Raw genomic sequence first — 25,009 nt, 5'->3', positions numbered from 1 at the left:
GCTCGCGGGTGTCGCGTGCCTCCCGGGGCGCCTCACGGGCGCTTTCGCGGCTCGGGCGCGTTCCACCCGGCCGTTCCAGGCTTCTTATGTTCCCGCAGGTCAAGGAGCGTTCTCGCGTTCCAGCGTCCCGAACTGTCCGGCTTTCGTGGCGGCTGGGACGGGTCCCGCCGCAGGGTGGAGTCGTGCTCGTCCGAAAGATCCCCACGCCCCGCACCGAGAACGTCACTTCGTGCGGCGCGGCGAGAGGGCCGGACCTGGAGCACGACCGGGCAGCAAAGAAACGAGGAGTTCGCAGATGCTTCGCAAGCGTTCACGTCTGATGGCCGCGCCGGTCGCGGCCGTCGCCCTGACCCTGACCGTCGCCGGATACCAGGCCAACGCGTCCGGCTCGTCGGACGCGACCGGCGGGCACCGGTCCGGCAAGGCCGCCGCGGCCGCCCCGTGTCTGGCCGGCGCCACCACGCTGATCGGCGACCTCGACGGCGACGGCCGCCCGGACAAGATCTCGAACCCCGGGCACACCGGGCTCAGTACGACCGTCCAGTGGGGGACCGCGAGCGGCTCGTTCGGCGCCAAGACTTCCGTCAGCAAGCTGATCGGCAAGAGGACCGGTGAGGTCGCGACCGCCGCGGTCGCCGACTTCCAGAAGGACGGCACCCTCGACATCGTCGTCAACATCGTCGAGCCGTCCGGCGGGGACGACCCCAACAAGGCCCGCGTCGCGCAGTACCGCCCCGGCCCCCTGAAGCGCTCGAACCTGAGCTCCGCCCACGCCCGCCACTCCGACATCGGCGACCACGGCGAGGCCAAGCAGCTCCGTGTCGCCAACTACGGCAACGACGCGTACCCGGACCTCGCGATCCTCAACAACGACGGTGACGGCGTCTGGGAGCGGTCCGTGCGCCTGACGAAGCCGGGCAGCGGACCCGGCGAGTACAGCTACGAGCAGCAGCAGAGGTACGGCGCGAGCGGCACCCCCGCCGAGCCGCCGTCGATGCCCACCAGCGGGTGGAAGCACTTCTACAAGCCCTGCTCCTGATGACGACCGGGCGCCGCCGGAGGACCGGCGGCGCCCGGCGCGGCCCACGCGCCGCGTCCCCCACACCGACCAGGAGCAACAGATGATGATCTGCGCCGAACGCCGCAAGCGCACCAGGAACATCGACGAGCCGGCCTCCGCCACGGGCGCGGGCACCGGCCCCTGCCGTGCCGACAGGACCCGGGACGGTGCTGCCCCAGGAGTGGCCGAGCTGCTCGACGAGGATCCGGAGGTGACACTCGCGACGGTGCAGGAGCTCGTCGGCCTCTCCCACGACGCGGCCGCCCGAGCCCTGACGCGGCTGCGCGGCGAGCGCATCGCCGACCTGCTGCAGAGGGAACCGACCCTGAGCCCCCACGAGGCGGCCACGCGTCTCGGCTACCCGGTGGCGGCGCGGCGCACGGCCCTGGTCTGCGCCGCGGTCGAGATGCGCACCCGACGGATCAGGCCCTATCTGCGGCGCGTCGCCGACATCCTGGTCGACGCCGGTCTCGCCGACGAGCAGGACATCCACGTACAGCACCTGGACGGCGACGCGCTCGCCGCGGCGGTCCTCCTGAACGGGTCCGGCACGCCCGCCCTGGTCTGGGACGAGCGCTACGGATGGCGGACGGCCGTCTGCCGGCGGGATCCGATCGGCACGGGGACCGGCGCCCCGCCGACGGGCGACGGCATCCGCTACCTCAGCGAGGACCGGCGGCCCGACCCCGCCGAGCTGCTTGCGGCGCTGACCGACCGCCGGCGCGGGTCCCGGCGGCCCAAGACGTTCCACCGGGCCTCGGCGGGCAGGTTCGGCTGAGCGGCGGCCGCCGGTCCCTCCTGGGGGCCGGTGCCTACCAGGCCACGACCTGTCCCTCGTGGTCCACGAAGTGCAGACCGCGCTTCCCCCGGTGGCGCTCGATGGTCTCCGCGACACCGGGGACGCTCTCCTCCACCGCGAGGTCGGCCTCGAAGCCGCCGAGTTCCGTGCGCACCCAGCCCGGGTCCAGGAGCAGATAGGTCCGGGTGTCCTCGGCGCGGGCGGCGGCGTAGCAGCGCATCAGCTGGTTGAGGGCGGACTTGCTCGCCCGGTAGAGGTCCTGGCCGCCCTCGGTGTTCAACGAGATGCTGCCCTGGTCCGAGGACATGACACCGACGGTCCCCGCCGGGTCGACCAGCGGCAGGAGGGTGTGGACGACACGCATCGGGCTGAGGGCGTTGGTCACCATGACGTCGGTGAACATGACCGTCGGGACCTCGCCGATCGGGACGTCCCCGCGGGTGATGGCGGCGTTGACGAAGAGCAGGTCGAGGGTGCGCGACGCCAACCGGTCGCGCAGGGCCGAGATCTGCTCGGGCTCGGTCATCTCCAGCGACTCGACGGTCAGCCGGCCCGCCGAGGCGTCGGCCAGGTCGTGCAGGCCGGTGCGCCGGCTGCCGCGCACCGTGCCGATCACGTCCCAGCCGCGGCGCAGGAACTCGCCGGCGAGGCCGAGGCCGATGGTCCTGGAGGCGCCGACGACGAGGGCGGTCCCGTGGTGGTCGGTCATGTCGTTCCTCTCGTGGGTCGAGCACCCTGGTCGATTCATGGGACGAGCACCCTTGACCGAGTGTTCGAGTCGGGTGCTCTCGATCGACAGCCAAGTCTCCGGGCGCCCCCGACCGGGCGTCCAATACTCTTCCGATCACATTGATACCGTCGAGGCATGGATCTGGACCTGGATCTGCGGAAGCTCCGCTACTTCGTCGCGGTGGCCGAGCACCGGCACTTCGGCCGGGCGGCACAGACGCTGTTCATCGCGCAGCCGGTCCTCAGCCGGCAGATCCGCGCGTTCGAGCAGGAGCTGGGGTGCCGGCTGTTCGAGCGGACCACGCGCAGCGTCGAACTGACCCCGGCGGGGCAGCGGTTGTACGAGGAGGCGCGGAGCATCACCACGGTGGTGACCGCGGCCCTGCGGCGCGTGCACGAGGCGGAGCGCGGCGAGCAGCGCCTCGTCGTCGCCTTCTCGCCGGGCCTGCACGTGTCGGAAGCGATCCGGGTGTACGCGGCGGAGCACCCGGAGGTCGAGATCGATGTCTTCCCGCTGCGCTGGTGGGAGCAGGACGCGCCGCTGCGCGACGGCCGCGCGCACGTCGGCTTCCTGCGGCGTCCCTTCGAGGACTCGGGGCTGCGTACCGTTCCCGTCGGCCACGAGACGAAGGTGGCGTGCCTGCCCGTGTCGCATCCGCTCGCGGGCCGGCACGCCCTCACGTCGGCCGATCTCGACGGTGAGGAGATCCTCGACGTCAGGACGCGGCGGACGTCGTCGCTCGACGAGAAGTTCGAGCTCATCGCCGCCGGGCAGGGCCTGGCACTCGTCCCTCTCAGCGTCGCGGGCTCCTACTCCCGCTCCGACCTCGTCCATCTTCCCGTCACCGACGCCCTGCCCGTCGAGACCTGCCTGGCGGTGCCGGAGAACGCCTGCGCGGGCCCCGTACGGGACTTCCTGGACGTCGCCGCCTCGACGCTGCGCCGGGACGCGCGGCCGTCAGGACCGGTCGGTGCCTGACTCCGCTTCCCCGGCCGCCCGGATCGGCCGGTAGCGCACGTTCACCACGGCCGCGGGGTCCGCCCCGCCGCGGAGGCCGAGGCGGACGGGGGCCCCGCCCGGGTTGTCGAACAGGCGGATCCCGTCGCCCAGCAGCACCGGCGCGATGTGCAGGTCGATCTCGTCGATCAGCCCCCGTTCGAGGAGCTGCCGTCCGATGGTGGGAGACAGGACCTCCAGGTTCTTGCCGCCGGCCGCCCGCAGCGCGATCCGGGCCGCCTCGGCCACGTCGCAGTTCAGGAAGGTCACGTCGCCGACGGCCTCCGCGTCCTCCGGGTGGCTGGTCAGGACGAACACCGGGCCCTGCCAGTCGCCTCCGTAGAGGTTGCCGGGGTCGGGGAAGGCGTCCCAGCCGTCCCGGCCGCCCAGCACGGCGCCGGTCGATCCGGTGTACTCCTCGACGAGTCCGGGCCGGAACGAGAACCCCGACAGCCAGTCCATCGAGTGGTCGGGGCCCGCCACGAAGCCGTCGAGCGACATCGTGAAGTGCCAGAGCACCTTTCCTGAGGCGGTCTGCCGTTCCGTGTCCGACGGGGACGAGCCGGGGACGGCCGGAGGGACGGCCGCAGGGGCGGCCGCGTGGGGGTCCGCGGAGGTGGTGCCGCTGTGCGGGGTCTGGCCGTTGGGCATGATCGGTCTCTTCCTTCTGCCGGTGTCCGTGGGTCTTCCTGCCGGTGTCCGTGGAACTTCCGGAGTCCGTGGGTCTTCCGGTGTCCGTGGGTCTTCCGGAGTCCGTGGGCATGAGACCGATCACGGCCGCGAAACTCATCGCGGATCGCGCGGGGGCCGGCGACGAGGCCCTCGCACGGCGAGCCGAGCGCCGCGGCCCCGGACGAGAAGCCACCCTCAGATGTCACCCATCGGTGTCCCGCCGTCGAAACGCCCGCCCAGGTTCGTACGGCCGCCGACCGCGCCCTCGACGCTCTGGACCACGAGATCGGCCTTCACATCACCCAGCACATCGGCGAAGTGCAGCCGCCCCTGCCCCGGCATGCCCAGGAAGTTGGACCAGTTGCTGCTCCACACGGTGCCGCCGTCGAAGTGGTTGCCCTTGTTGGTGCGGACGCTGACTTCGCCGTTGGTGCCGTGCACGACCATGTCGGCTCTGGCGTCGCCGGTCATGTCGGCGAAGTAGAGCCGTCCTTGTCCGGGGTGGCCGAGGAAGTTGGACCAGTTGTTGCTCCAGGGAGTGCCGCCGTCGAAGTGGTTGCCCTTGTTGGTGCGGATGCTCACTTCGCCGTCGGTGCCGTGGACGACCATGTCGGCCTTGCCGTCGCCGGTCACGTCGGCGAAGTACAGCCGCCCCTGGCCCGGCCTGCCGAGGTAGTTGGACCAGCTCCTGCTCCACACGGTGCCGCCGTCGAAGTGGTTGCCCAGGTTGGTGCGGACGCTGACTTCGCCGTCGGTGCCGTGGACGACCATGTCGGCCTTGCCGTCGCCGGTCACGTCGGCGAAGTACAGCCGCCCCTGGCCCGGCCTGCCGAGGTAGTTGGACCAGCCCTTGCTCCACGCCGCACCGCTGTCGAAACGACCGCCCAGGTTCCGCCGGACGGACACGACGCCCTCGGTCCCCAGGACGACCAGGTCGCCCTTGCGGTCACCATCGACGTCGGCGACCGACACCACCGGACCCTGCGGGCTCTCCACCGGATCGTTGCCGGTCTGGGGCTGACGCTGACGGAAGGCCGTGCCCGTCCGGCCGTGGCAGTCGGTGAGCCCGAGCGGAGCGCCATGGATGTGCGAAGCCCCCACGACCTCGACGCACTGGGCCGGTGTGCCGGCCGACGGCTGGATCCACGCGAACGTGCCCCGGTCCTCGAAGCGGAAGTCCGCTGCCTCCTGTCCGCCGCACTCGGCCTGCCGCGCCCGCACGGTCCCGGAGACACTCCCGAGCTCCAGGCACAGGCCGCTGAGCGCGTTCACCAGGTTCACCGCCCCGCCACCCGACGAGGCGGGCCGCAGCGTCCACGTGGCGCCTCCCTGCCCGGCGCACTCGGCCTGGACGACCGGGGCGCCAGGAAGCTGCGACGAGCCCTCGACCGCCACGCACTTGCCGCTGTGCACCGCGATGACGTTGATGCCGGAGGGCGCGGCAGCCACCGCCCGCCCCGCCGGCACAGCCGCCACCCCGGCCAGACCCACCACCGACGCGGCCAGCACCGCCCACGCTCTCCCGTACCGCCGTAACGGCCCGCACACCACCATGAAGCACCTCCGAGGCCCACCCGTACCGGCCCCGCCCCCGCTGGGCCGGGCCGGGGGAATTGAAGCACCCGTGCCCATGGCCGGCGCCCCGCCTCCGCACGGCCTCAAGTCCCCCTCCGGCACGCCGAAAGCCCCCGCTCGGCCCGCGTGACGCGCCGAGCCGTAGCGCGCCCCTAGGTGAGATGTACATGACCACCCGCACGGTGCTCGGCCGCGAGCGTCAGGTCGTACGACAGCGAGTGCCAGGTACGTTGCCCCTCCCAGCCGCGGAAGTCCTCGGCGAGCGAGCCGATGAAGCCGTCGAGACGGTCGCCGTCCCAGGTCCGCGCAGTGGTTCCGACACTGCTCCGGGAAGACCCGCGGTGCGGGGTCCCGGAACAACTGCCCTCGGAACCCCGCACCGCGAAGTCGCTCACAGTCGCGCGGGAGGCTCCGCGCTCCGGGCGGCGAAGTCGGGCGACGTGTACGTCATCGCCTTCTCGAAGGGGCGCATCAGCAAGGGCGTCGGCGCGTAGCGCATCAAGGTGTTGCGCAGGGCCGTCATAAGGGGGCGGTCCTCCTGTTCGCTCCTGCTCAGGGAGTACGAGTTGTCGACCAGCCACTTGGTGCGGGCGCGGCGGGCCTGTTCGTAGGCGCGCAGGCCCGCTGCCGGGTCAAAGGCCGCGGCGCAGCTGTGGGCCAGGACCACGGCGTCCTCGATGGCCGTGCTGCCGCCCTGGGCGAGGGCGGTCAGCATGGGGTGGGCGGCGTCCCCGAGGAGGGTCACCCGGCCCTCGCCCCAGCGTTCCAGGAACGGCCGGTCCTGTGCGGGGACGGCGTGGACGGCCTCCTCGGGGGTGGCCCTGATCACCTCGCCGATCACCTCCGCCCAGCCGTCGAAGGCACGGGCCACGTCCTGTCTGCCGCCCTTCCAGGTACGGGCCGACTCGGGGGACATGTTGCGCGTGCCCCACCAGTAGGCGTGCCCCTGGCCGATGTCGTGGAGTCCGAAGCGCTGCCCGCGGCCCCAGTAGTGGCCGTTGAAGCCCGGCGTGAGGCGCGGGTGCCGGAAGGGGGTGACGGCGAGCCAGCACAAGTAGCCCGCCTCCCGGAGCTGTTCCGGGCCCGCCAGTTGCGCGCGCACGGCCGAGTGGATGCCGTCGGCGCCGACGAGCAGGTCGGCGCGGGCCTCCTCGCCGTCCTCGAAGCGGACGCGTACGCCGTCCGGTTCGAGCTCGTAGCCCGTGACGGCCGAGCCCAGGTGGATCGGGCAGTCACCGGCCGCGTCGAGGAGGGCCGACTGGAGTGCGCTGCGGGAGACGCACACGCTCGGGGCGCCGAGGCGCGCGGAGAGGTCCCGGTAGGGCATCTTCCTGATGAGGCCGCCCGTGCTGGTCATCAGCTCCGCGGTCTCGATGACGCGGCCGCGCTCCGCCAGACCCAGGTCGATGCCGAGGGTGGCGAGGGCCGTGAGGGAGTTGCTCATGACGGACAGGGCCGTGCCCGCCGGGCGCAGCGCGGCAGCCCGCTCGTGGACCGTCACCTCGACCCCGACGCGGCGCAGCGTGACCGCGGCCGCGAGACCGCCGATCCCCGCACCTGCGACGATCGCCGTCCTGCCGCGCGCGCCACCCGGGGTGCCGTTCGCTTCGTCCGCGCCGCTCATGTTCGTGGTCACCGCTCTCCTCGGGGTCCGTGTCCGGTGTTCGGCGGGGTCGCCGGCACCAGTCGGGTGATCTGTTCCGCCACGTACTTCACGTACGGCTCCTCCACGACCTGGAGATGGTCACCGGGGACGTCGACGACCTCGATGGCCCCGGTCGTCCTGGTGCGCCAGCCGTTGGTGGGGTCGCCGTGCAGCGAGCCCGCTCCCTCGTGCAGGGGCTTGAGCACGTCGGGCAGGGCGCCCTGGGCGTGCAGCAGGACGAGGTCCTGGTCGTCGACCTCGCCGCTCTCGTTCATCAGCGCCTCGTAGTTGGCGCGGAACACGTCGTAGAGACGGCGCACCGCGTCGTGGGAGTCGCCGGGCGGCAGGATCCCGTTGCGCTCGGCGATCTCGGCCGCGCGCCGGAACACCTCCTCCTCGGAGCCGATCTCGCGGGAGAGTTCCTCGACGCGGATCTCGCTGCCCCCGTCGGCCCACAGCAGCTCCCAGAAGAAGAAGTGGAACAGGGAGGTGTCGGTGACGTTCCGGGGCGCGTCCGGGCTGAGCGCCACCGTGTCGAGGAGGATCGGGGGCAGCACCTCCTGCCCCGCCCGGCGCAGCAGCCGCGTCATCTCGAAGGCGACGAAGCCGCCGAACGACCAGCCGCCGATGACGTACGGACCGTCGGGCCGCACCCGCCGGACGGCCTCGACGTACGCGGCGGCCATCTCCGGGATCGAACGGTGCGGCTCGGTGTCCGGATCGAACCCCGCCGCCTGGATCCCGTAGAACGGCTGGTCGGCGGGGAGGTGACGGGCCAGCGTCAGATAGCAGAGGACATTGCCGCCCAGCGGGTGGACGAAGAAGACCGGCGGCCGTCCGCCGTCCCTGCGGAAGGGCACGAGGACGTCGCGGGAGTCGGGCGCGGCGGCCGCCGGGCGCAGGCGCTCCGCGATGGCGGCGGGGGTGGGGGCCGCGACGAGGGCGGACAGCGGCAGGCGGACGCCGAGGCGCTGCTCGACAAGCATGACCAGGTGCATCGCGGTGATCGAGGTGCCGCCGAGTTCGAAGAGGTTGTCGTGCACGCCCGGTGCGGGGACGCCGAGGAGTTCCGCGAACACTTCCACCAGTGTCCGCTCGTACGGGTCCCGGGCCGCGACGCCCGTGCGGGGGGACGCCGTCGTCAGTTCCGTCCGGCGCAGCGCGGCGTCGTCGCGCTTGCCGCTGGGCGTCAGCGGCATCCCGGGCAGCCACTGGATGTGGGAGGGCACCAGGTGCTCCGGCAGGGCCGCCCGCAGCCGGTCCCTCAGCGCCCCGAGGTCGGCCGGGGTGCCGTCGCCCACGAGGAACGCGGCGAGGAAGGAGTCGGTGCCGCGCCGCCGGTCCACCACCGCGACCTCGCGGACGCCGGTGGAGGGGGCCGCGAGGCGGGCGACGGCCAGTTCCACCTCGGCGGGCTCGACACGGAAGCCCCGTATCTTGACCTGGCTGTCGGCGCGCCCCGCGTACACGATGTCACCGCCCGGCAGGCGGTAGCCGAGGTCACCGGTGCGGTACAGGCGCCGCCCGCCGCCCGCCGGATGGGGGACGAACCGCTCCGCGGTCAGTTCGGGCGCTCCCGTGTAGCCGTCGGCCAGGCAGCTCCCTCCGAGGTGGATCTCCCCCTTGACGCCGTCCGGCACCGGCCGCATCCCCGCGTCGAGCACGTGGACCTCCGCACCGTCGACGGGGGTGCCGACCGGCGGCAGCGGTGGGAAGGCCGCCGGGTCGCCGCTCATGGTGAAGCTGGTGACGACGTGCGTCTCGGTCGGGCCGTACTGGTTCTCCAGGACCACGCCCGGCAGCAGGGCGCACAGCCGCCGGATCTCCTCACTCACCCGCAGCTGCTCGCCCGAGGAGACCAGGGTCCGCAGCCGCCGGGGCACCGGACCCAGCGCGCACGCGGCCTCGGCGAACTGCTGGAGGGCGACGTAGGGCAGGAAGATCCGCTCGACGCCGTGCCGGTCGATCAGGCGCAGCAGGGCGGGCATGTCGCGGCGTTCGGCCTCGGTGGCGAGGACGAGGGTGCCGCCGGAGCAGAGCGTGGAGAAGGTCTCCTGGAACGAGACGTCGAAGCTGAGCGGCGCGTAGCTCACCGTGGTGCCGCCGACGGCCCCGCTGGGCCTGCGGTTCTGCCAGGCCACCAGCGCGGCGAGGGAGCGGTGGGGCATCACCACGCCCTTGGGGCGGCCGGTGGAGCCGGAGGTGAACAGGATGTAGGCGGTGCTGTCCGGGTCCGGGCCGGGGGCCTCCGCTCGCTCCGCTGTCTCCGCTCCGGCGGTCTCGCGGTCGTCCTGCGCCAACAGGTCCTCCGCGAGCGCGACTTCCGCCGGGCCGCCGACCAGCGGGGCGTGGTCGCGGTGGGCCACCACGAGGACCGGCCGCGCCTGATCCAGCATCGAGGCGATCCGCTCCGCCGGATAGCCGGTGTCCAGCGGCACACAGGCGGCGCCCGCCCTGGCGACCGCGAGGATCACCGCCACCGTCTCCGGGGCCCGGTCCATGGCGATGCCGACACGGGCCCCCGGACCGGCGCCGAGGCCGAGCAGCCGCCCGGCGATCCGCTCCGCCGCCCGGTCGAGCTCCCGGTAGGTCCACCGCCGGGTCCCCTGCACGAGGGCGACCGCGTCCGGTGTGCGGGCGGCCTGCCGCGCGAAGAGCCGTACGACGTCCGCGGGCGCCTCCGGCGCGGCGGCGACGCGTACCGCGGGCGGCGCGGCGAGCGGACCCGTGGTGGCGAGGAAGCCGAGGTCGGCGGGCTCCTCCGGGCGGTCGAGGAGGCGGGTGAGGATCGCGGTGTAGGCGCGGCCCACCAGTTCGGCCTGCTCGGCGGTGAAGGTGCGGCCGTCACCGTCGATCCGCAGCCACAGACCACCGTCGCCCGGGTCGGTGACGGCGTTGACGAGGAGCTGGAAGTCGGTCTCCTCGAAGGTGCGCAGCGACAGCAGGGCGACGGACGGGTGGTCGAGGACAGGGGCGAGGATGTGGAAGTTGACGTAGTTGAACGCGGTCCGCACGACGGGACCCCGCGGGGAGTCCTCCTGGATGGCGCTGAGCGGATAGCGCCGGTGCGGATGGCTGCGCCGCTCCTCGCGGTGGGCCTCGCGGACCACGGCGAGCCAGGTGCCTGCGGTGTCGTTCATCCGGACGGGGATGGTGTTGACGAAGAGCCCGGCGGTGCGGTCGCCGTCGGCGCGCTCGGGGCGGCCGTGGGTGAGCAGGCCCGTGGTCAGGTCGTGCTGTCCGGAGAACAGCCGCAGTGTCAGGCAGTGCGCGGCGAACAGCACGGACTTCACCGGGACGGCGTGGGCGCGCGAGAACGCGCGGAGGCGGTGTTCGACTCCGTCCGGCAGGGCGGCCCTGTGGGTGACGAAGCCCGCGGGACCCGTCACCGGCGCGGCGGACCGGAAGCCGTCGAGCTGCGCCCCGCGCGCGCCGTCGAGGCGTTCCTTCCAGTGACGCCGGTCGTCCGGCGACTCCAGCGCGGCGCGTTCGGCGCGGACGTGGTGGGCGGGTGAGGGCGGTACGTCGGTGGGCGCGGGGTCCGTGTTCTCGCCCAGGCCGCGCAGATGTCCGTCGAGGAGTTCGCGCAGCAGGCTCGCGACGCTGCCGCCGTCGAGGAGGGCGTGGTGGAAGCCGAGGACCAGCTCCACGGTGTCCGCACGGACGTGGACGCGGAAGTGGCACAGCGGAGCCGCCGACAAGTCGTAGCAGAGGTGGCGCTGTTGCTCGATGTACGCGTCGACGGCGGCGTCCGCGTCCGCCCGCGGCATGCCGCGCTGGTCGACGACGGTGAGGCCGCCGGTCACCTGCCGGTGGACGACCTGGAGGGGTTCGGCGTGCCCGCCGAGGTCGAGGGAGGAACGCAGCGCGGGGTGGCGGGCGACGAGCTGGTCGAACGCCGACCTGAAGGAGTCCTCGGCCCAGGGCAGCCGGAAGGAGTAGTGGAAGACGTCGTGGTAGACGGCGGACCCTTCCTGGGCGTCGCTGTGGTAGATCAGCCCGAGCTGGAGGCGGGTCAGGGGGAACGCGTCCTCGACGTTCCCCGACCGCAGCAGCGAGTCCCGTATCTCCTCCGGCACCAGGGCGAACGGCGCCAGGTCGGGGGCCGGTTCGCGCGGCCCGCCGGTGCAGTGGACGGCCAGGGCGGCCACGGTCGGGTGCTGGACGAGGTCGTTCGGGGCGAAGTGGACGCCGAGCCGCGCGGCCCTGGCCTGGATCCGGATGGTCAGGAGCGAGTCGCCGCCGAGCGCGTAGTAGTCGTCGTGGATCCCGACCTCGCGCTGCCCGAGGACCTCGGACCACACGGAGACGAGCGTCGCCTCGGTGGCGTCGCGGGGCGGGGCGGACGGCCCCCCGGAGGCGCCGTGCGCGATGTCGGGGGCGGGCAGGGCACGCCGGTCGGTCTTGCCGTTGGGGGTGAGCGGGATGTGGTCGACGCGCACCAGGTACGCCGGGATCATGAAGTCCGGCAGACCGCGGGCGAGATGGGCGCGCAGCGCGGCGTCGTCGACGGGCTCGTCGGCGAGGTAGTAGCCGACCAGCCGGGTGCCGAGCGCCGACGTCGTACTGTCGACGACGGCGCCGCGCACACCGGGGGCGGTGGACAGGTGGTGCTCCACCTCGCCGAGCTCGATGCGGTTGCCCCGGATCTTGACCTGTCCGTCGATCCGGCCGAGGTACTCGATCGTGCCGTCGGCGAGCACGCGGGCGAGGTCGCCGGTGCGGTAGAGACGCCCGCCGGGGACCGACGGACGCGCGGTGAACTTCTCCCGCGTCAGCTCGGGGCGGTTCAGATAGCCGCGGGCCACTCCGACGCCCGCGACACACAGCTCGCCGGGCACTCCGAACGGCTGCGGCTCGTCCTCGTGCGCACCGAGTACGTACAGGTCGGTGTTGTCGATCGGCCGGCCGATGGGCACCCTCCGTACGGGCCGACCGGGGTCGGCGGGGCAGTCGTACCAGGAGACGTCGACGGTGGCCTCGGTCGGACCGTAGAGGTTCACCAGCTTCGGCGCGGGCCGCTCGGCGCCGTCGGCACCGAAGATCCGGTTGAACCGGTCGACGTGCGCCGGGGGCAGGGCCTCGCCGCTGCAGAAGACGTACCGCAGCGAACGGACCTCGGCGCGTGCCTGCGGGGATTCCTCCAGGAGATCGAGGAACGGGCCGAGCATCGAGGGGACGAAGTGCGCGACGGTCACCCCGTGTCCGGCGACGGTGCGGGCCAGTGCCGCAGGGTCCTTCTCCGCGCCGACCGGCGCGGGCGCGACCGCGGCGCCCTCGACGGCCCACCAGAACAGCTCCCACACCGACACGTCGAACGCGATCGGCGTCTTGTGCAGGATCACGTCGTCCGCGCCGATGGGGTAGGCGCGCTGCATCCACGCCAGGCGGTTGACCACGGACCGGTGCTCGACCATGACGCCCTTGGGCGTGCCCGTCGAGCCGGAGGTGTAGATGACGTAGGCGAGGTCGCGGGAGGTGGCGCAGGATTCCGGTGGGACGGCGGCCGGGGCGTGCGGCGCCTCCTCGGAGCGCAGCAACTCGTCGACGCGCAGCACCTCGGCGGGGCCCATGCCGTCCACGACCGGTGAGCCGGGCCCCACCAGGACGGCCTCGGCACGGCTGTCCCGGAGCACGAAAGCGATCCGGGCGGGCGGGTGGCCCGGGTCGACCGGCACATAGGCGGCACCGGCCTTGAGCACCCCCAGGACGGCCACCGGCGTCAGCGGGCCGCGCTCCAGGAGGACCGCGACCCGGTCGTCCGCGCCGACGCCGGCGGCCCGCAGGGCGTGGGCGACCCGGTCGGCCGCGGCGTCCAGCGCGCCGAAGGTCAGCGAGCCGACGCCGGACGCACCGCCACCGGGCCCGCCGGACGTGGTGCCCGCGAGCACCGCCCGGCGGTCCGGAGTGCGCGCGGCCTGCTCCTCGAACAGGCTGTGCAGGGTGCGCAGTTCCGGGTGGGACACCCGGGGGCCGCGCGCGGCGGCCTCCAGCTTGCGGCGCTCGGCGGCGCCCAGCATGGGCAGGGACCCGATCGGCCGGTCGGGCTCCTCGACCGCGCCCCGGATCAGGGCCGTGACGTGGTCGGCGAGCGCCCGGACGGGGAAGTCCTCGTCGCAGACGTCACGCGCGTGGACGAGGGTGATCCGTACGTCGTCGGTGCCCCGGGTGTGCAGGACGTGGACGGCGACGGCGTCCTGCGCGTGGGCGGGGGCCGCGCCCCTGGTCTCGCGGGTGAGTCCGGCGACGGTGGGACCGGGCGGCATCGGCAGATAGGACAGCGTCACGTCGAAGAGCCGGGGCGCGCCGCCGCTGTCGCGCGGCAGCGCCCGGAGCACGTCGCCGAGCGCCAGGCGTTCGTGGCGCCGCAGATCCTCGCTGCCGCTCTCGACGGCCGCACCGAGCCGGCGCATCGTCACCGACCCGTCGGTCGGCAGCCGCAGGGGAAGGATGTTGGCGAAGTGGCCGACGGTCGCGAGCTCCTCGCCGGACCTGCGGTTGAGCATGGGGATGCCGATCACCACCTCGCGGGCCCGGTGGACGCGCCCGAGGTACGTGGCGAACGCGGCGGCGACGACGGGGAACACCAGCCGTTCCTGCTCGCGCAGGCGCCGGACGAGGGAGCTGTCGACGGTGAACGAGTACCGCCCCGTCGCGGGGCCGTCGGCCGCGGGGCCGGTGGCCCGCGTGAAGAGGGCGGGTTCGACGTCGCCGAGCGCCCGGCGGTGGAAGTCCTGGTCCTGCCGGAACTGGGGCGACGCGGTGTACCGGGCCTCCTCGGCGACGAAGTCCGCGTACGAGGGCGCGGTCCCGGCGAGGGGTTCGGCGCCCGCCTTGACCCGTGCGTAGTCCTCGAAGACCTGCTCGGTGAAGTGGAAGATGCCGTAGCCGTCGGTGACGATGTGGTGGGCGCGCACGACCAGATGGACGGCGCCGGGCCCCTCCCTGAGCAGCCTGATGTCGAACATCCGGCTGCGGCGCAGCGGGAACGGCCGGGCCAGCGCCCGCTCGACCCACTGCGCGCAGGCGGCGCGCGGGTCGGCCTCGTCGCTGAGATCCGCGAGGGTGACCAGCGCGTTGTCGGGGGCGGCGCCGACTTCGGGATCCTGCCACTGGTACGGGACGTCGTCGTCGGCGTCGAAGGACAGCGAGAACGCGTCGTGGCGCCGTACCGCGCGGGCCAGGGACGCCCGCAGGGCGGGGACGTCGATCCTTCCGGTGAGGCGTTCGTGCACCACGCAGTTGAACTGCGGATGGCTCTCGTCGAGGGCGCTCGCGGCCCAGATGTCGCGCTGATAGGCGGTCAGGGGCAGGCGTGTGGGATGGGACATGTCTTCTCCTGGAGGGGCCTGGTGGCCGTGGTGGCAGCCGTGGTGTCGGTGACGCCGCAGCGGCGGTGGCGGACACCCGCCCCGGGCCGCGCGCGGACGTGCCGCCGCAGGACCGGGGCGGGCCGAGGGTCAGCTCGCGGGCGCCGGTGCCGCCGTCAGCTCGCCGACGAGGGCCCCGGACAGGGCCCGTACGGTGCCGTGGGTCCACAGCAGGGTCGGGGAGATCGCGGTGCCGAACGCGGCCTCCAGACGGTTGCGCAGCTCCAGGCTCATCAGTGAGTCGAGGCCGAGCGCCTTGAACGGCGTTTCCATACCGACGCGTTCCGGCGGGAGCCGCAGCACGCGCCCGGCGAGCTCGCGCACCGCCGCCTCGCCGACGCCTGCTCTGGCGTCCGGGTCCGCGGCGAGCAGGCGTGCGCGCAGACCGCTGCCGGGCGCCGCCGCGGCACCGCCGCCGACCGCCGCGCGCAGCGACTGCCAGCTCGGCAGCGCGGCGGTGTCGGGGTAGGCGTCGAACCACCGCTCCAGGTCGAGCGGCAGATATCCGACGACCGGTTCGTCGTGTTCGAGCATCCGGGCGAGCGCGGACCAGGCCTCGTGGGCGGGGAAGCCGCCCATGCCGCGCTCCGTGAGGCGGGCACCGCGCCGCTCGTCCGCCGCCGCGAGCCCGATGTCGCTGAACGGCCCCCACTGCACGCTCAGGGCGGGAAGACCCCGGGCGCGGCGGGACTCGGCCAGGGCGTCGAGGTAGGCGTTGGCGGCGGCGTACGCGGCCTGTCCCACGTTGCCGACGAGGGCGGCGGCGGAGGAGAACAGCACGAACAGGTCGAGCGGGTCGTCCGCGGTCAGCGCGTCCAGGTTGCGGGCGCCCACCGCCTTGGGCGCCACGACACCGGCGGTCCCGGACGGCGTCAGGGTGTCGATCGTGGCGTCGGCGAGGACACCCGCCGCGTGGAAGACACCCCGCAGCGGCGGCATCTCCCGCCGTACGCGCTCCAGCGCCGCGCCCAGGGCCCGCTCGTCGCCGACGTCGCACCGCAGCACCTCGACCCGTGTCCCGGCCGACCGCAGCTCCGCCAGCTGCCGCTCGGCCTCCGGGGCGGCGGCGGACCGGCCCAGGAGCGCGAGCGCGCCGGCGCCCCGGCCGGCCAGGAACCGGGCCAGCGAGAGACCGAGCGCTCCGAGGCCTCCGGTGACCAGATACGTGCCGTCGGCCCGCAGCCGGCCGTCCGGCAGCGGTACGGGTGCCACCGCCGCGACGCTCCCCGGGTCGACGAGGGCGAACTTGCCGATGTGCTCGCCGCGGGACATCTCGCGCAGCGCCGTCGCGGCCTCCGTGAACGGGTGGGTGCGCACGGGCAGCGGCGTCAGCCTGCCCGCGGTCACGTGCTCCCAGACGTCGGCGAACATCCGCGCGAACCGGCGCGGCCTGCGCTCCATCAGCCCCGCCAGGTCGACGGCGGCGAAGCTGACGCCCTTGCGGAAGGCGTCGAGGGACAGGCGGCGACCGCCGTGGATGTCCTTCTTGCCCAGTTCGACGAAGCGCCCGTCCTCGGCGAGCACGTCCAGACCGGCCTCGATGGCCGCCCCGGTCAGGGAGTTGAGGACGACGTCCACGCCACGGCCGCCGGTGGCGGCGCGTACCGCGGCCACCCAGCCGAGGTCCCGCGAGTCGAACACGTCGATGACGCCGAGGCTCCGGAGACGGCGGCGCTTGGCCTCGCTCCCGGCGGTGGCGACGACCCGGGCGCCGAGGAGCCGCGCGACCTGGACGGCGGCGAGCCCGACGCCCCCGGCGGCCGAGTGGATCAGCACCGTCTCGTCCCGTTCCAGGCGGGCGAGTTCGGCGAGCCCGTACCACGCGGTGGCCATGGCCAGCGGCAGGGCGGCGGCGTCCGCGTCCCCGAGCCCCGCCGGAACCGGCAGGGCGTGCTCGGCGCGTACCGTCACATGGCTGGCGAGGGAGCCGAACGCACACGCCACCACCCGGTCCCCCAACCGGTGTCCTGTCACGCCGGGACCGACGGTGACGACCCGGCCCGCGCACTCCCCGCCGAGCAGCCGGGCGCCGCCCGCCGGGTCCGGGTAGGTGCCGAGCGCCTTCATCACGTCGATGAAGTTCAGCGCGGCCGCGCTGACCTCGACCTCGATCTCCCCGGGGCCGGGCGGGACGCCTGCCGACGGCAACGACGTCACTCCTTCCCACAGGCCCGGCCGCGTGGAGGCGATCCGGAACGGCAGCCGCGCCGGGCGCAGCGGCGGGCGGCGGGTGCTCCGCGACTCCCCGTCCCCGAAGCCGGCGGCGTCCCCGGAGGCGGCGTCACCGAGGGCGCCGACGTGGGTGAGCCGTGCGGCCAGGCGCTTGCCCCCGCGCAGGGCGACCTGGTCCTCGCGGTCCGCGCCGAGGACCTCCGCGGCGCAGGCCGCGGCCCAGCCCTCGTCGGCGGGGTCCACGTCGACGACGCGCGGCTCCAACTCGCCGTGCTCGCGCCGCAGGACCCGGGCGTAGCCCCAGTAGAGGGCCGCCCCGGGGTCGGGCCGGTCACCGGTGGCGGCCGCCTGGGCCAGGGGTGTGACCACGGCGAGGCGCGGCGCGTCGGCCTCGTCCGCGCAGGCGCGGACGAGGCCGGTGAGCGCGTCGAGTCCCTGCCGCTGCGCCGTCAGGCCCGCGGCGGCCGGGGGCGCGACGAAGACGACGCCTGCGGCTCCGGTCAGACCACTTGGTGCCGGTGCCGGTGCCGGTGCTGATGCTGACGCCGTCGAGGGCGAGGGCGAGGGCGGGGTTGCTGATGCGGGTGCGGGTGCGCCGGTCTGCTTCGGCTTCGGCGCGGGGACGCGGGTCACCTCGGCGCCCGAGGCCGCGAGGGCGTCGGCGAGGGACTCCGCGAGGCCGCCCGGGTCGCCGCAGACGGCCCACCGGCCGCGACCGGCGGGCGCGTCGGGGGCGCGGTCCGCCCCGGTCACGTCCGTCCACCGCATCTGGTGCAGCCGCGCCGCGTCCACCGCTCCGTCCCCGGCGTTCCCGGCAAGCGGCGCGAGGCGCAGCCCCTCCACGGCGAGGACCAGGCGGCGCTCGCCGTCGAAGACACGTACGTCCACGGTGTCGTCCGGATGCCGCACGGCATGGGACCACACCCGGTCGACCGGCGCCGCGTCGGGCCGCTCGGGCACCCGGATCCGGCGTACGGCGACGGGCACGAGGGCGGTGTCCGCCACGGCCGCGGTGTCCGAGGCACCGGAAGTGCCCGCGGTGCCCACTGCGTCTCCCGCGTCTCCGGAGCCGCCCTGCCCGAACACCGCGAGCGAGACCTGGAGGGCCCCGTCCCACAGTGCCGGATGCAGCAGATGCCGTCGCGCCCCGGGCAGCAGCGCGCCGTCGAGCACCGCCTCGCCCACCGCCTCACGCCGCCCGGGACCCCGGTCGGACTCGTGCGCGGACTCGTACGCGGAACCGTGGTCGGGCCCCTGGTACAGGGACCGCAGGCAGCGGAACGCGGGACCGTAGCCGAGCCCCCGGCGCGCGCACGCCTCGTAGAACGGTCCGGGCTCCTCGGCCCGCGCCGCGTCGAGCCACGCGGGAAAGCCGGGCACGTCCTCGGCGACGCCCCGGTAGTCGGCGCGTGCCGTGGCGTGCTCGGTCCAGGCGTCGCCGCCCTCCGGCAGCGACAGGAGGCGGAAGCTGCCGCCCTCGCCGATGTCGTCGCGCCACTCGACAGCGAGCTGCTCGGGGCCCTCGCCGAACGCGACCGCCGCGCTGAGCGTGATGTCGTGCAGCGCGCGCGGCAGGGAACCGGTCCTGGCCCGCGCGGTGTTCAGGGCGAGCGCCAGGGTGGCGGTGCCCGGCAGCACGGCGGTGCCGTGCACGCGGTGGTCGGCGAGCCACGGCAGGTCGCCCACCGCGATGTCCGTGGTGCCGTGCCACACGTCCCGCTCGCCGGGGGAGGGGGCGAGGGCGACGTCGAGCCCCTGGACCGCGCCGGACCGGGACGGCGCCGTGCCGTCGGGCAGCCAGTGGCGCTCCGGCCGCAGCGGATGGGCGGGCAGCGGTACGGGGGAGCACCGGGGCAGGCCGCCGAAGGGTTCGAGGCCCGCCGCGTAGCCGCGTGCCAGCGCGCGGGCGAACGCGTCGGGGCCGCCCTCGCCCCGGCGCAGCGTGGCGAGGGCCGCCGCGGGCCTGCCGTGTTCCGCGACGAGTTGCTCGACGGCCGGGGTCAGGACCGGATGGGGGCTGATCTCCACGAGGTGGCTGACATCGTTGCCGAGGCACCGGGTGACGGAGTCCGCGAACAGCACGGAGCCGCACAGGTTCTCCACCCAGTAGGCGGCGTCCATGGCGCCGCCGTCGAGGAGTTCCCCGCGCACGGTCGAGAACAGTTCGAGCGTGCCGGGGCCGGGAGCGGCGGGCGCGAGCGCGGTCATGAGGTCCTCGCGCAGATCGGCCATCTGCGGGCTGTGCGAGGCGTAGTCGACCTGGACGAGCCTGCAGTACGTCCCGTCCGCCTCCATGGTGTCCTTGAGCGCGAGAACGGCGTCGGTGTCCCCGGACAGGACACAGGACGTCGGCCCGTTGTGCGCCGCGAGCGCGACCCTGCCCCCGAGGGGCGCGACCGCGGCCAGGGCGGCGTCGCGGTCGAGGTCCACGGCCAGCATCCGGCCGCGTCCGCAGGTCCGGCGGACGATCGCGCTGCGCCGTGCCACGACGAGCGCGCCGTCCTCGTACGACAGGATCCCGGCGAGCGTGGCGGCGGCGATCTCGCCCTGGCTGTGGCCGACGACCACGTCGGGGGTGACACCGGAGGCCCGCCACAGCTCCGCGAGCCCCAGGGACATCGCCCACAGGACGGGCTGGACGGCGTCGACCCGCTCCAGCCACGCGTCGCCGGACTTGCCCGTGAAGACGTCCAGCGGGTCCCAGGCCAGATGCGGGCGCAGCGCCTCGACGCAGCGGTCGACGACATCGGCGAACAACGGGCTGTCCCGGTACAGGTCCTGGCCCATGCCGCTCCACTGGGAGCCCTGCCCGGGGAAGACGAACGCGGTGCGTCCCCGGGCGACGGCCGTTCCCGTCACCACGTTCCTGTCCCCGGCGTCCCCGGCGTCCTCGGGGCGCTCGGACACCTCGGTGAGAGCCCGGGACAGCGCGTCGGGGGTGGTCGCGAGCAGCGCAGCTCGCACCGGGAGGTGGCCGCGGCGCCAGGCCAGGGTCCCTGCCAGCTCCTCGACGTCCTTCTCGGTCCGCGGTGCGTGCTCCCGCAGTTGGGCGGCGCGCTCGGCGAGTACCGAGGGCGACTGCGCGGACAGCGGGACGAGGACGGGCAGGCCGGTGGGCGGGCGGTGGCCGTCCCCCGCGGGCGGGGCGGCGGTCGGCGCGGCGACCTCGGTGCCGGCGGGGCGGGCCGGCTCCGGGGGAGCGGCCACGACGGCGTGGGCGTTGGTGCCGCCCCAGCCGAAGGAGCTGACGCCGAGCCGGACGGGCCCGGTCCGGGGCAGCTCGAGCGGCTCGCGCAGCACCCGTACGTTCAGGTCGTCGAAGGGGATGCCGGGGTTCAGCGTCTCGGCGTGCAGGCTCGGTGGCACGACCCGGTGCCGCAGGGCGAGGAGCACCTTGAAGAGGCCGCCCATGCCCGCGGCGGCCTCCAGATGCCCGACGTTGGTCTTGACCGAACCGATCGGCAGGGGGCCGCTCGTGCGGTGCCTGCCCACGGCCCGGCCGATCGCGGTGGCCTCGGCGGGGTCGCCGCGTCCGGTGCCCGTTCCATGGGCCTCTATGTAGGAGACGGAGTCCGCGGGGACGGCGCCGGGGCCGTCGCCGTAGACGTCGCGCAGGAGTTCCTCCTGGGCGTGGGTGTCGGGTGTGACGAGGCTGTCGCCCCCGCCGTCGTTGTTCACCGCCGTGCGCAGGACGACTCCGTGGATGCGGTCGCCGTCCGCGAGGGCGCGGTCCAGGGTCTTGAGGCAGACGGCGGCCACGCCCTCGGCACGGACGAAGCCGTTGGCGGAGGCGGCGAACGCGGAACAGCGGCCGTCGGGCGACAGGGCGCCGAAGTGGGTGAGCCCGACGGACGTGTCGGGCGTGAGTATCAGGTTGGCCGCGCCGACGACCGCGGCGCCGATCTCGCCCTGGCGCAGCGCCTGCACGGCCAGGTGCAGGGCGACGAGGGAGGAGGAGCAGCCGGATTCGACCGTGAGACTCGGGCCGCGCAGCCGCAGGAAGTAGCTGATCCGGGAGGCGAGCACGTCGAGGGCGCCACCGACGATGCCGTGCTGGCTGGGCGCGGTTCCGCGTTCCTTGCGCAGGAGTTCGTAGTCGTGCCACGACGCCCCGACGTAGACACCGGTACGGGAGCCCGCGAGGTCGGCGGGGCGCTGTCCGGCGTCCTCCACGGCACGCCAGGCCGTTTCCAGCAGTAATCGCTGCTGGGGGTCCATGTCGGCCGCCTCCCTCGGGGAGATCCCGAAGAAGCCCGCGTCGAACTGGTCGACGCCGTCGAGGAAACCGCCGACGGCCTGCACGTCCTTGCCGGGGTCCAGCACGCGTCCGGTGTCCCAGCGGTCTGCGGGCACAGGCCGGACGGACTCCCCGCGTTCCATCATGAGCGTCCATAGACTCTCGGCGTCGGGCGCACCGGCAAATCGCCCCGACATTCCGACGACAGCAATGGCATTTGTATTATCGGGCATAGATATATTCTTGTCCTTTTCCTGTTGTCCCACCGGTGGCAAGATATGCGGAGTGTAATACAAGACCGCGATTCGGTGTATGGGAAGAGGGTCTTCGTTTTCCCGGTCGGACCGGTGCGGGAAGGGCTCCCGTGAGGCGCCCGGAAAGCCGCTGTGGCGGCTGGAAACGGAAAGTGTCGCTCCGCACTCGGCGAACCGGTGTCGCCGCGCCTGTTTGTCGGGACCGGTGCCGGTTAATAGCGGCGACGGTGTCCTCGGCCTGGAGCGAACGGACGGAGAACGGGCTGAGGAAGGCTGGAGAACGGGCACCGAATGGGCAGCGGAGAGGCGACGTACGGGCAACGAACGGGCAGCGAATGGCCGGCCCGGATCGGCCGTGCGGACTTCGCGGTGCCGGGCGTTCTCTGTGCGTCCGCAATCGGGTTCCGCGATCCCCTACGGTAATTGCGGGAGGCGCAAGCGAATCCGACTCGCCCGTTCCGTTTGCTCTCCGCCCCCGCCCGTTCTGTACGCGTCCCTGTCCGTGCCGTACGTGCACCGCTCGGCCCGCGAACACGGGATACCGCATTCCGGCGAATCCGTTCCGGGCGCGGCGCTCGAGTATTACCGGAGGCCGGGTCCCGCGACGGTGGGGGAGACGCGGCGAAGGCGCGGGCCGCGGGGCATCCCGCGGCTCGCGCCTTCGCCCGGCATTCAGCTGTTCACGCTCTCCAGGACACTCGTCAGGAGCTTCGCCGTGCCCTCCGGGGCCTCCACCGGGAAGTGATGGGTGCCCAGGTCGACGCGTACGAGGTCGAAGCGGTCCCGGTAGCGGTCGATCGCTTCCTGCGTCAGAAGGTCACCTACCGCGAACACGGTGACCGGCTGCTTCGTCTCGCGCAGCGCCGTGTCCATGTCCCAGCGCACGAGCCCCTCCATGGCGCGCAGACCGGCGGGCTGCCGTACCGCGACCATCTTCGTGAAGTAAGCGTCCTTCAGGGCCGGGTCCGTGCCTTTCGGCGACCCTCCTTCCACCAGGCCCCGCACACCCGCGGCGAAGTCCTCACGGAACGCGCGGAGGAACGCCTCGGCCTGCTCGTCGCTCATCGCGGGGAACAGGGACAGATAGTGCAGGGCGTCGAGCGCGACCACGTGCGAGACGGTGTCGGGGAGCAGCCGGCCGACCTCCACCGCGACCGCCCCGCCGAGGGAGTGTCCGGCCACCACGGCCGTGTCCACCGACTCGGCTTCCAGGACGGCGGCCACGTCGCGGGCGAACTCCTCCATGGTCCACACGTCCCGGGTCGACCGCGACTCGCCGTGTTCGGCGAGGTCGATCGCGAGGACGCGGTGGGTGTCCGGCAGATGGTCGGTCACCGCGTCGAAGTCGCCGCGGTCGCACCCCCAGCCGTGGACGAGCGCGAGGGCGGGGCCGTCGGCGGGGCCGCCGGCCGTGTACCGGATGGTGGTGTGGTCCTGTCGCCGCACTTCACGGTGCGTCCTGATCCTGCCCTTGCTGCCGGAACTGCTCGCGCTGCTCGCGGCGTTCGTAGTGCGCGTGGTGGTCACGATGTCTCCTTGGTTTCGTCGGAGGAGGGGACGGGTCTCAGCGGCACGGGGTCAGGGCGGCGCGGCGCTCGGTCCGTAGCTGGTTCAGGCGCAGGGCGAGGGCGGAGAAGGTGATCACCACGATCGCGAGCGCGTAGATCTCGGTGGCGGTCCGCAGCCCCAGGGCGGTGACGGCGATTCCGCCGAGCACGGCGGGAACGCTGTTGCCGAGGTAGTTGATGACGTTCGCCAGGGCGAAGACCGCGCTGCGCTCGTGCGGCTCGGCGACCCTGGCGAAGGTGCCGAACGTCGCGAGGACGGATGCGCCGAAGCCGAGGCCGGCGACCACGGTGCCGGCCGCGGCGAGCCGGACGAGGTCCTCGCGCACGCCGGTGAGCGACATCAGGGTGCCGAGCCCGAGCAGCGCGGACGAGGGGGCGAGCAGCCGGGTCGCGGGACGGGAGCGGAGCAGCAGGACCGCGAGCGCTCCGGTGCCCGCGAGGAGCGTCACGACGACGCCGCCGACCAGGTGGTTGTGCAGGCCAAGCAGCCCGGCGGCGACGGACGGGCCGAGGGAGAGATACATCCCGGCGAGCGCCCAGGTGGCGATCATCGCCGGTACCACCGGGAGGATGTCGGCGCGCAGGTGCGCGGGCATCGCGACCCGCGGGCGCAGCGAGGCGACCGCTCCCGGCCGGCGGAGCGAGGTCTCCGGCAGGAGGGCGACGGCCAGGGCCGCGGGCGCCATGGCGCCGAGCAGCAGCGCGTAGACGAGCCGGGTCGGGGCGGGCCCGAACTCGACCAGGACGCCGCTGCCGAGCGCGCCGAGCGCGAGTCCGGTCAGAGGCGCCACCGAGGTGACCACTCCCGCCCGTCCGCGCGACGGTTCGAGGTCGACGAGCGTCGCGCTCAGGGCGGTCGTGGCCGCGCCGGTCGCGATGCCCTGCAGCACCCGGGCGGCGGACAGGACGTACACGTTCCCTGCGCAGAGGAACAGGGCGAGCGCGACCACCTCCAGGGCGATCGCCGCGGCGAGCACCGGCCGTCGGCCGAGATGGTCCGAGAGGGCTCCGACGACGAGGAGGGAGCCCAGCAGGCCGAGGACGTAGAGGGCGAAGACGACGGTGAGCACCCACGCGGTGAACCGCCACTGCTGCTGGTAGATCACGTAGAGCGGGGACGGGGCGCTGGAAGCGGCGAGGAAGAGGACGAGGATCGCGGCCACGGAGGGAAAGGCGCCCTTCCGCGGCGCGCCGTGCGGAGCGCCGGCACCGGAGGGCGGTGCGACGGGGGAGGAGTCAACAGGCATACAAGCCTCGCAGTGATCGTTGCGTTAGCGGTCCGAAGGTAACATAAACGCAGCGATCGCTGCGGTAAAAAAGCAGTGATCAGTGCAATAATGGGCGCATGCCTGCTCCGACAACTCCTCCGCCCCAGACCGGCAGCCGGCCCGGCGGGCGGTCCGCCCGAGTCCGTGCCGCCGTCCACCGGGCCGTTCGGGAACTGGTCGCCGACGAGGCCGGGGAACCGATGACGATCCCGGCCGTGGCGGCCCGCGCGGGCGTGCACGCCACCACGGTCTACCGCCGCTGGGGCTCCGTCGGCGAACTCCTTGCCGACGTCACGACCAGCCGCTTCACCGGCGAGATCGTGGTACCGGACACCGGCAGCGTGCGCGGGGACCTGGAGCGCTACGCGTCCGACCTCGCCAAGGACCTCGGCGACCCGGACACCCTCGCCCTGGTGCGCGCCACCATCGGTACGGGCGGGGAACAGGGCGCCGCCGCCTGCCGCGGCGAGCGCCGGCGACAGCTCGAAGCCATCCTCGAACGGGCGCGGGCCCGGGGCGAACAGGCGCCGTCCCTCGAACACACCACGGACGCCGTGCTCGCCCCCCTCTACTACCGCGCCGTCTTCACCGACTTCCCCCTCACTCCCGAGTGGACCGGCTCCCTCGTGTCCCGCCTGCTCCCGGACTGACGCGTCAGCCGCG

The 25,009-nt window shown here is 73.8% G+C and carries 13 protein-coding genes; 4 read left to right on the top strand and 9 right to left on the bottom strand.

The window, feature by feature from the left end; genetic code table 11:
• The first annotated feature begins 295 nt into the window (after window positions 1-295).
• Together GPA10_RS28500 and GPA10_RS28495 are read left to right on the top strand one after the other, a co-directional pair.
• Entirely contained in the window at window positions 296-1,039 is a 744-nt protein-coding gene (locus GPA10_RS28500) for an FG-GAP repeat domain-containing protein (protein ID WP_157168007.1), read from the top strand.
• 82 nt (window positions 1,040-1,121) lie between these two features.
• Window positions 1,122-1,838, top strand: coding sequence for a DUF6292 family protein (locus GPA10_RS28495; RefSeq protein WP_246259953.1), 717 nt, complete (start codon window positions 1,122-1,124; stop codon window positions 1,836-1,838).
• A gap of 34 nt (window positions 1,839-1,872) precedes the next feature.
• On the opposite strand, the gene GPA10_RS28490 is transcribed toward GPA10_RS28495, so the two are convergent.
• Window positions 1,873-2,568 carry an SDR family NAD(P)-dependent oxidoreductase gene (locus GPA10_RS28490; RefSeq protein WP_157168006.1) on the bottom strand — a complete coding sequence of 232 codons (696 nt, stop codon included), beginning with the start codon at window positions 2,566-2,568 and terminating at the stop codon, window positions 1,873-1,875.
• 162 nt (window positions 2,569-2,730) lie between these two features.
• Between GPA10_RS28490 and GPA10_RS28485 the strand changes: the two genes are divergently transcribed.
• The gene (locus GPA10_RS28485) at window positions 2,731-3,567 is read left to right on the top strand and encodes a LysR family transcriptional regulator (RefSeq protein ID WP_157168078.1); all 837 of its coding nucleotides are present in this window, start codon (window positions 2,731-2,733) and stop codon (window positions 3,565-3,567) included.
• On the opposite strand, the gene GPA10_RS28480 is transcribed toward GPA10_RS28485, so the two are convergent.
• The 8 genes from GPA10_RS28480 to GPA10_RS28445 form a co-directional block, all read right to left on the bottom strand.
• Complete coding sequence (locus GPA10_RS28480) at window positions 3,547-4,236, bottom strand: dihydrofolate reductase family protein (protein WP_157168005.1); 690 nt, start codon at window positions 4,234-4,236, stop codon at window positions 3,547-3,549. The genes GPA10_RS28485 and GPA10_RS28480 overlap by 21 nt on opposite strands.
• A 216-nt stretch (window positions 4,237-4,452) precedes the next feature.
• A complete protein-coding gene (locus tag GPA10_RS28475) occupies window positions 4,453-5,766 on the bottom strand; it encodes an FG-GAP-like repeat-containing protein (protein WP_157168004.1) in 1,314 nt (437 codons plus the stop codon).
• 218 nt (window positions 5,767-5,984) lie between these two features.
• Window positions 5,985-6,227 (bottom strand): DUF6228 family protein, encoded by a 243-nt coding sequence (locus GPA10_RS28470; RefSeq protein ID WP_157168003.1) that lies wholly within the window; start codon window positions 6,225-6,227, stop codon window positions 5,985-5,987.
• Complete coding sequence (locus GPA10_RS28465) at window positions 6,224-7,468, bottom strand: FAD-dependent monooxygenase (RefSeq protein ID WP_343041415.1); 1,245 nt, start codon at window positions 7,466-7,468, stop codon at window positions 6,224-6,226. The genes GPA10_RS28470 and GPA10_RS28465 overlap by 4 nt, the downstream gene beginning before the upstream one ends.
• Window positions 7,465-14,808, bottom strand: a complete 7,344-nt coding sequence (locus GPA10_RS28460) for an amino acid adenylation domain-containing protein (RefSeq protein ID WP_157168002.1) — start codon at window positions 14,806-14,808, stop codon at window positions 7,465-7,467. The genes GPA10_RS28465 and GPA10_RS28460 overlap by 4 nt, the downstream gene beginning before the upstream one ends.
• Window positions 14,809-14,937: 129 nt before the next feature.
• Entirely contained in the window at window positions 14,938-21,489 is a 6,552-nt protein-coding gene (locus tag GPA10_RS28455) for a type I polyketide synthase (protein ID WP_157168076.1), read from the bottom strand.
• A gap of 693 nt (window positions 21,490-22,182) precedes the next feature.
• Window positions 22,183-23,037 carry an alpha/beta fold hydrolase gene (locus GPA10_RS28450; protein WP_343041414.1) on the bottom strand — a complete coding sequence of 285 codons (855 nt, stop codon included), beginning with the start codon at window positions 23,035-23,037 and terminating at the stop codon, window positions 22,183-22,185.
• 37 nt (window positions 23,038-23,074) lie between these two features.
• Window positions 23,075-24,241, bottom strand: coding sequence for an MFS transporter (locus tag GPA10_RS28445; protein WP_343041413.1), 1,167 nt, complete (start codon window positions 24,239-24,241; stop codon window positions 23,075-23,077).
• A 182-nt stretch (window positions 24,242-24,423) separates the two neighbouring features.
• Here GPA10_RS28445 and GPA10_RS28440 point away from each other — a divergent pair, with 182 nt between their 5' ends.
• Window positions 24,424-24,996 (top strand): TetR-like C-terminal domain-containing protein, encoded by a 573-nt coding sequence (locus GPA10_RS28440; RefSeq protein WP_058846463.1) that lies wholly within the window; start codon window positions 24,424-24,426, stop codon window positions 24,994-24,996.
• Window positions 24,997-25,009: the final 13 nt, after the last annotated feature.

Origin of the sequence: Streptomyces typhae (assembly GCF_009755605.1) — a bacterium.
GTDB classification, from domain to species: Bacteria; Actinomycetota; Actinomycetes; order Streptomycetales; family Streptomycetaceae; genus Streptomyces; species Streptomyces typhae.
This window is presented reverse-complemented; position numbering and strand designations above follow the sequence as displayed.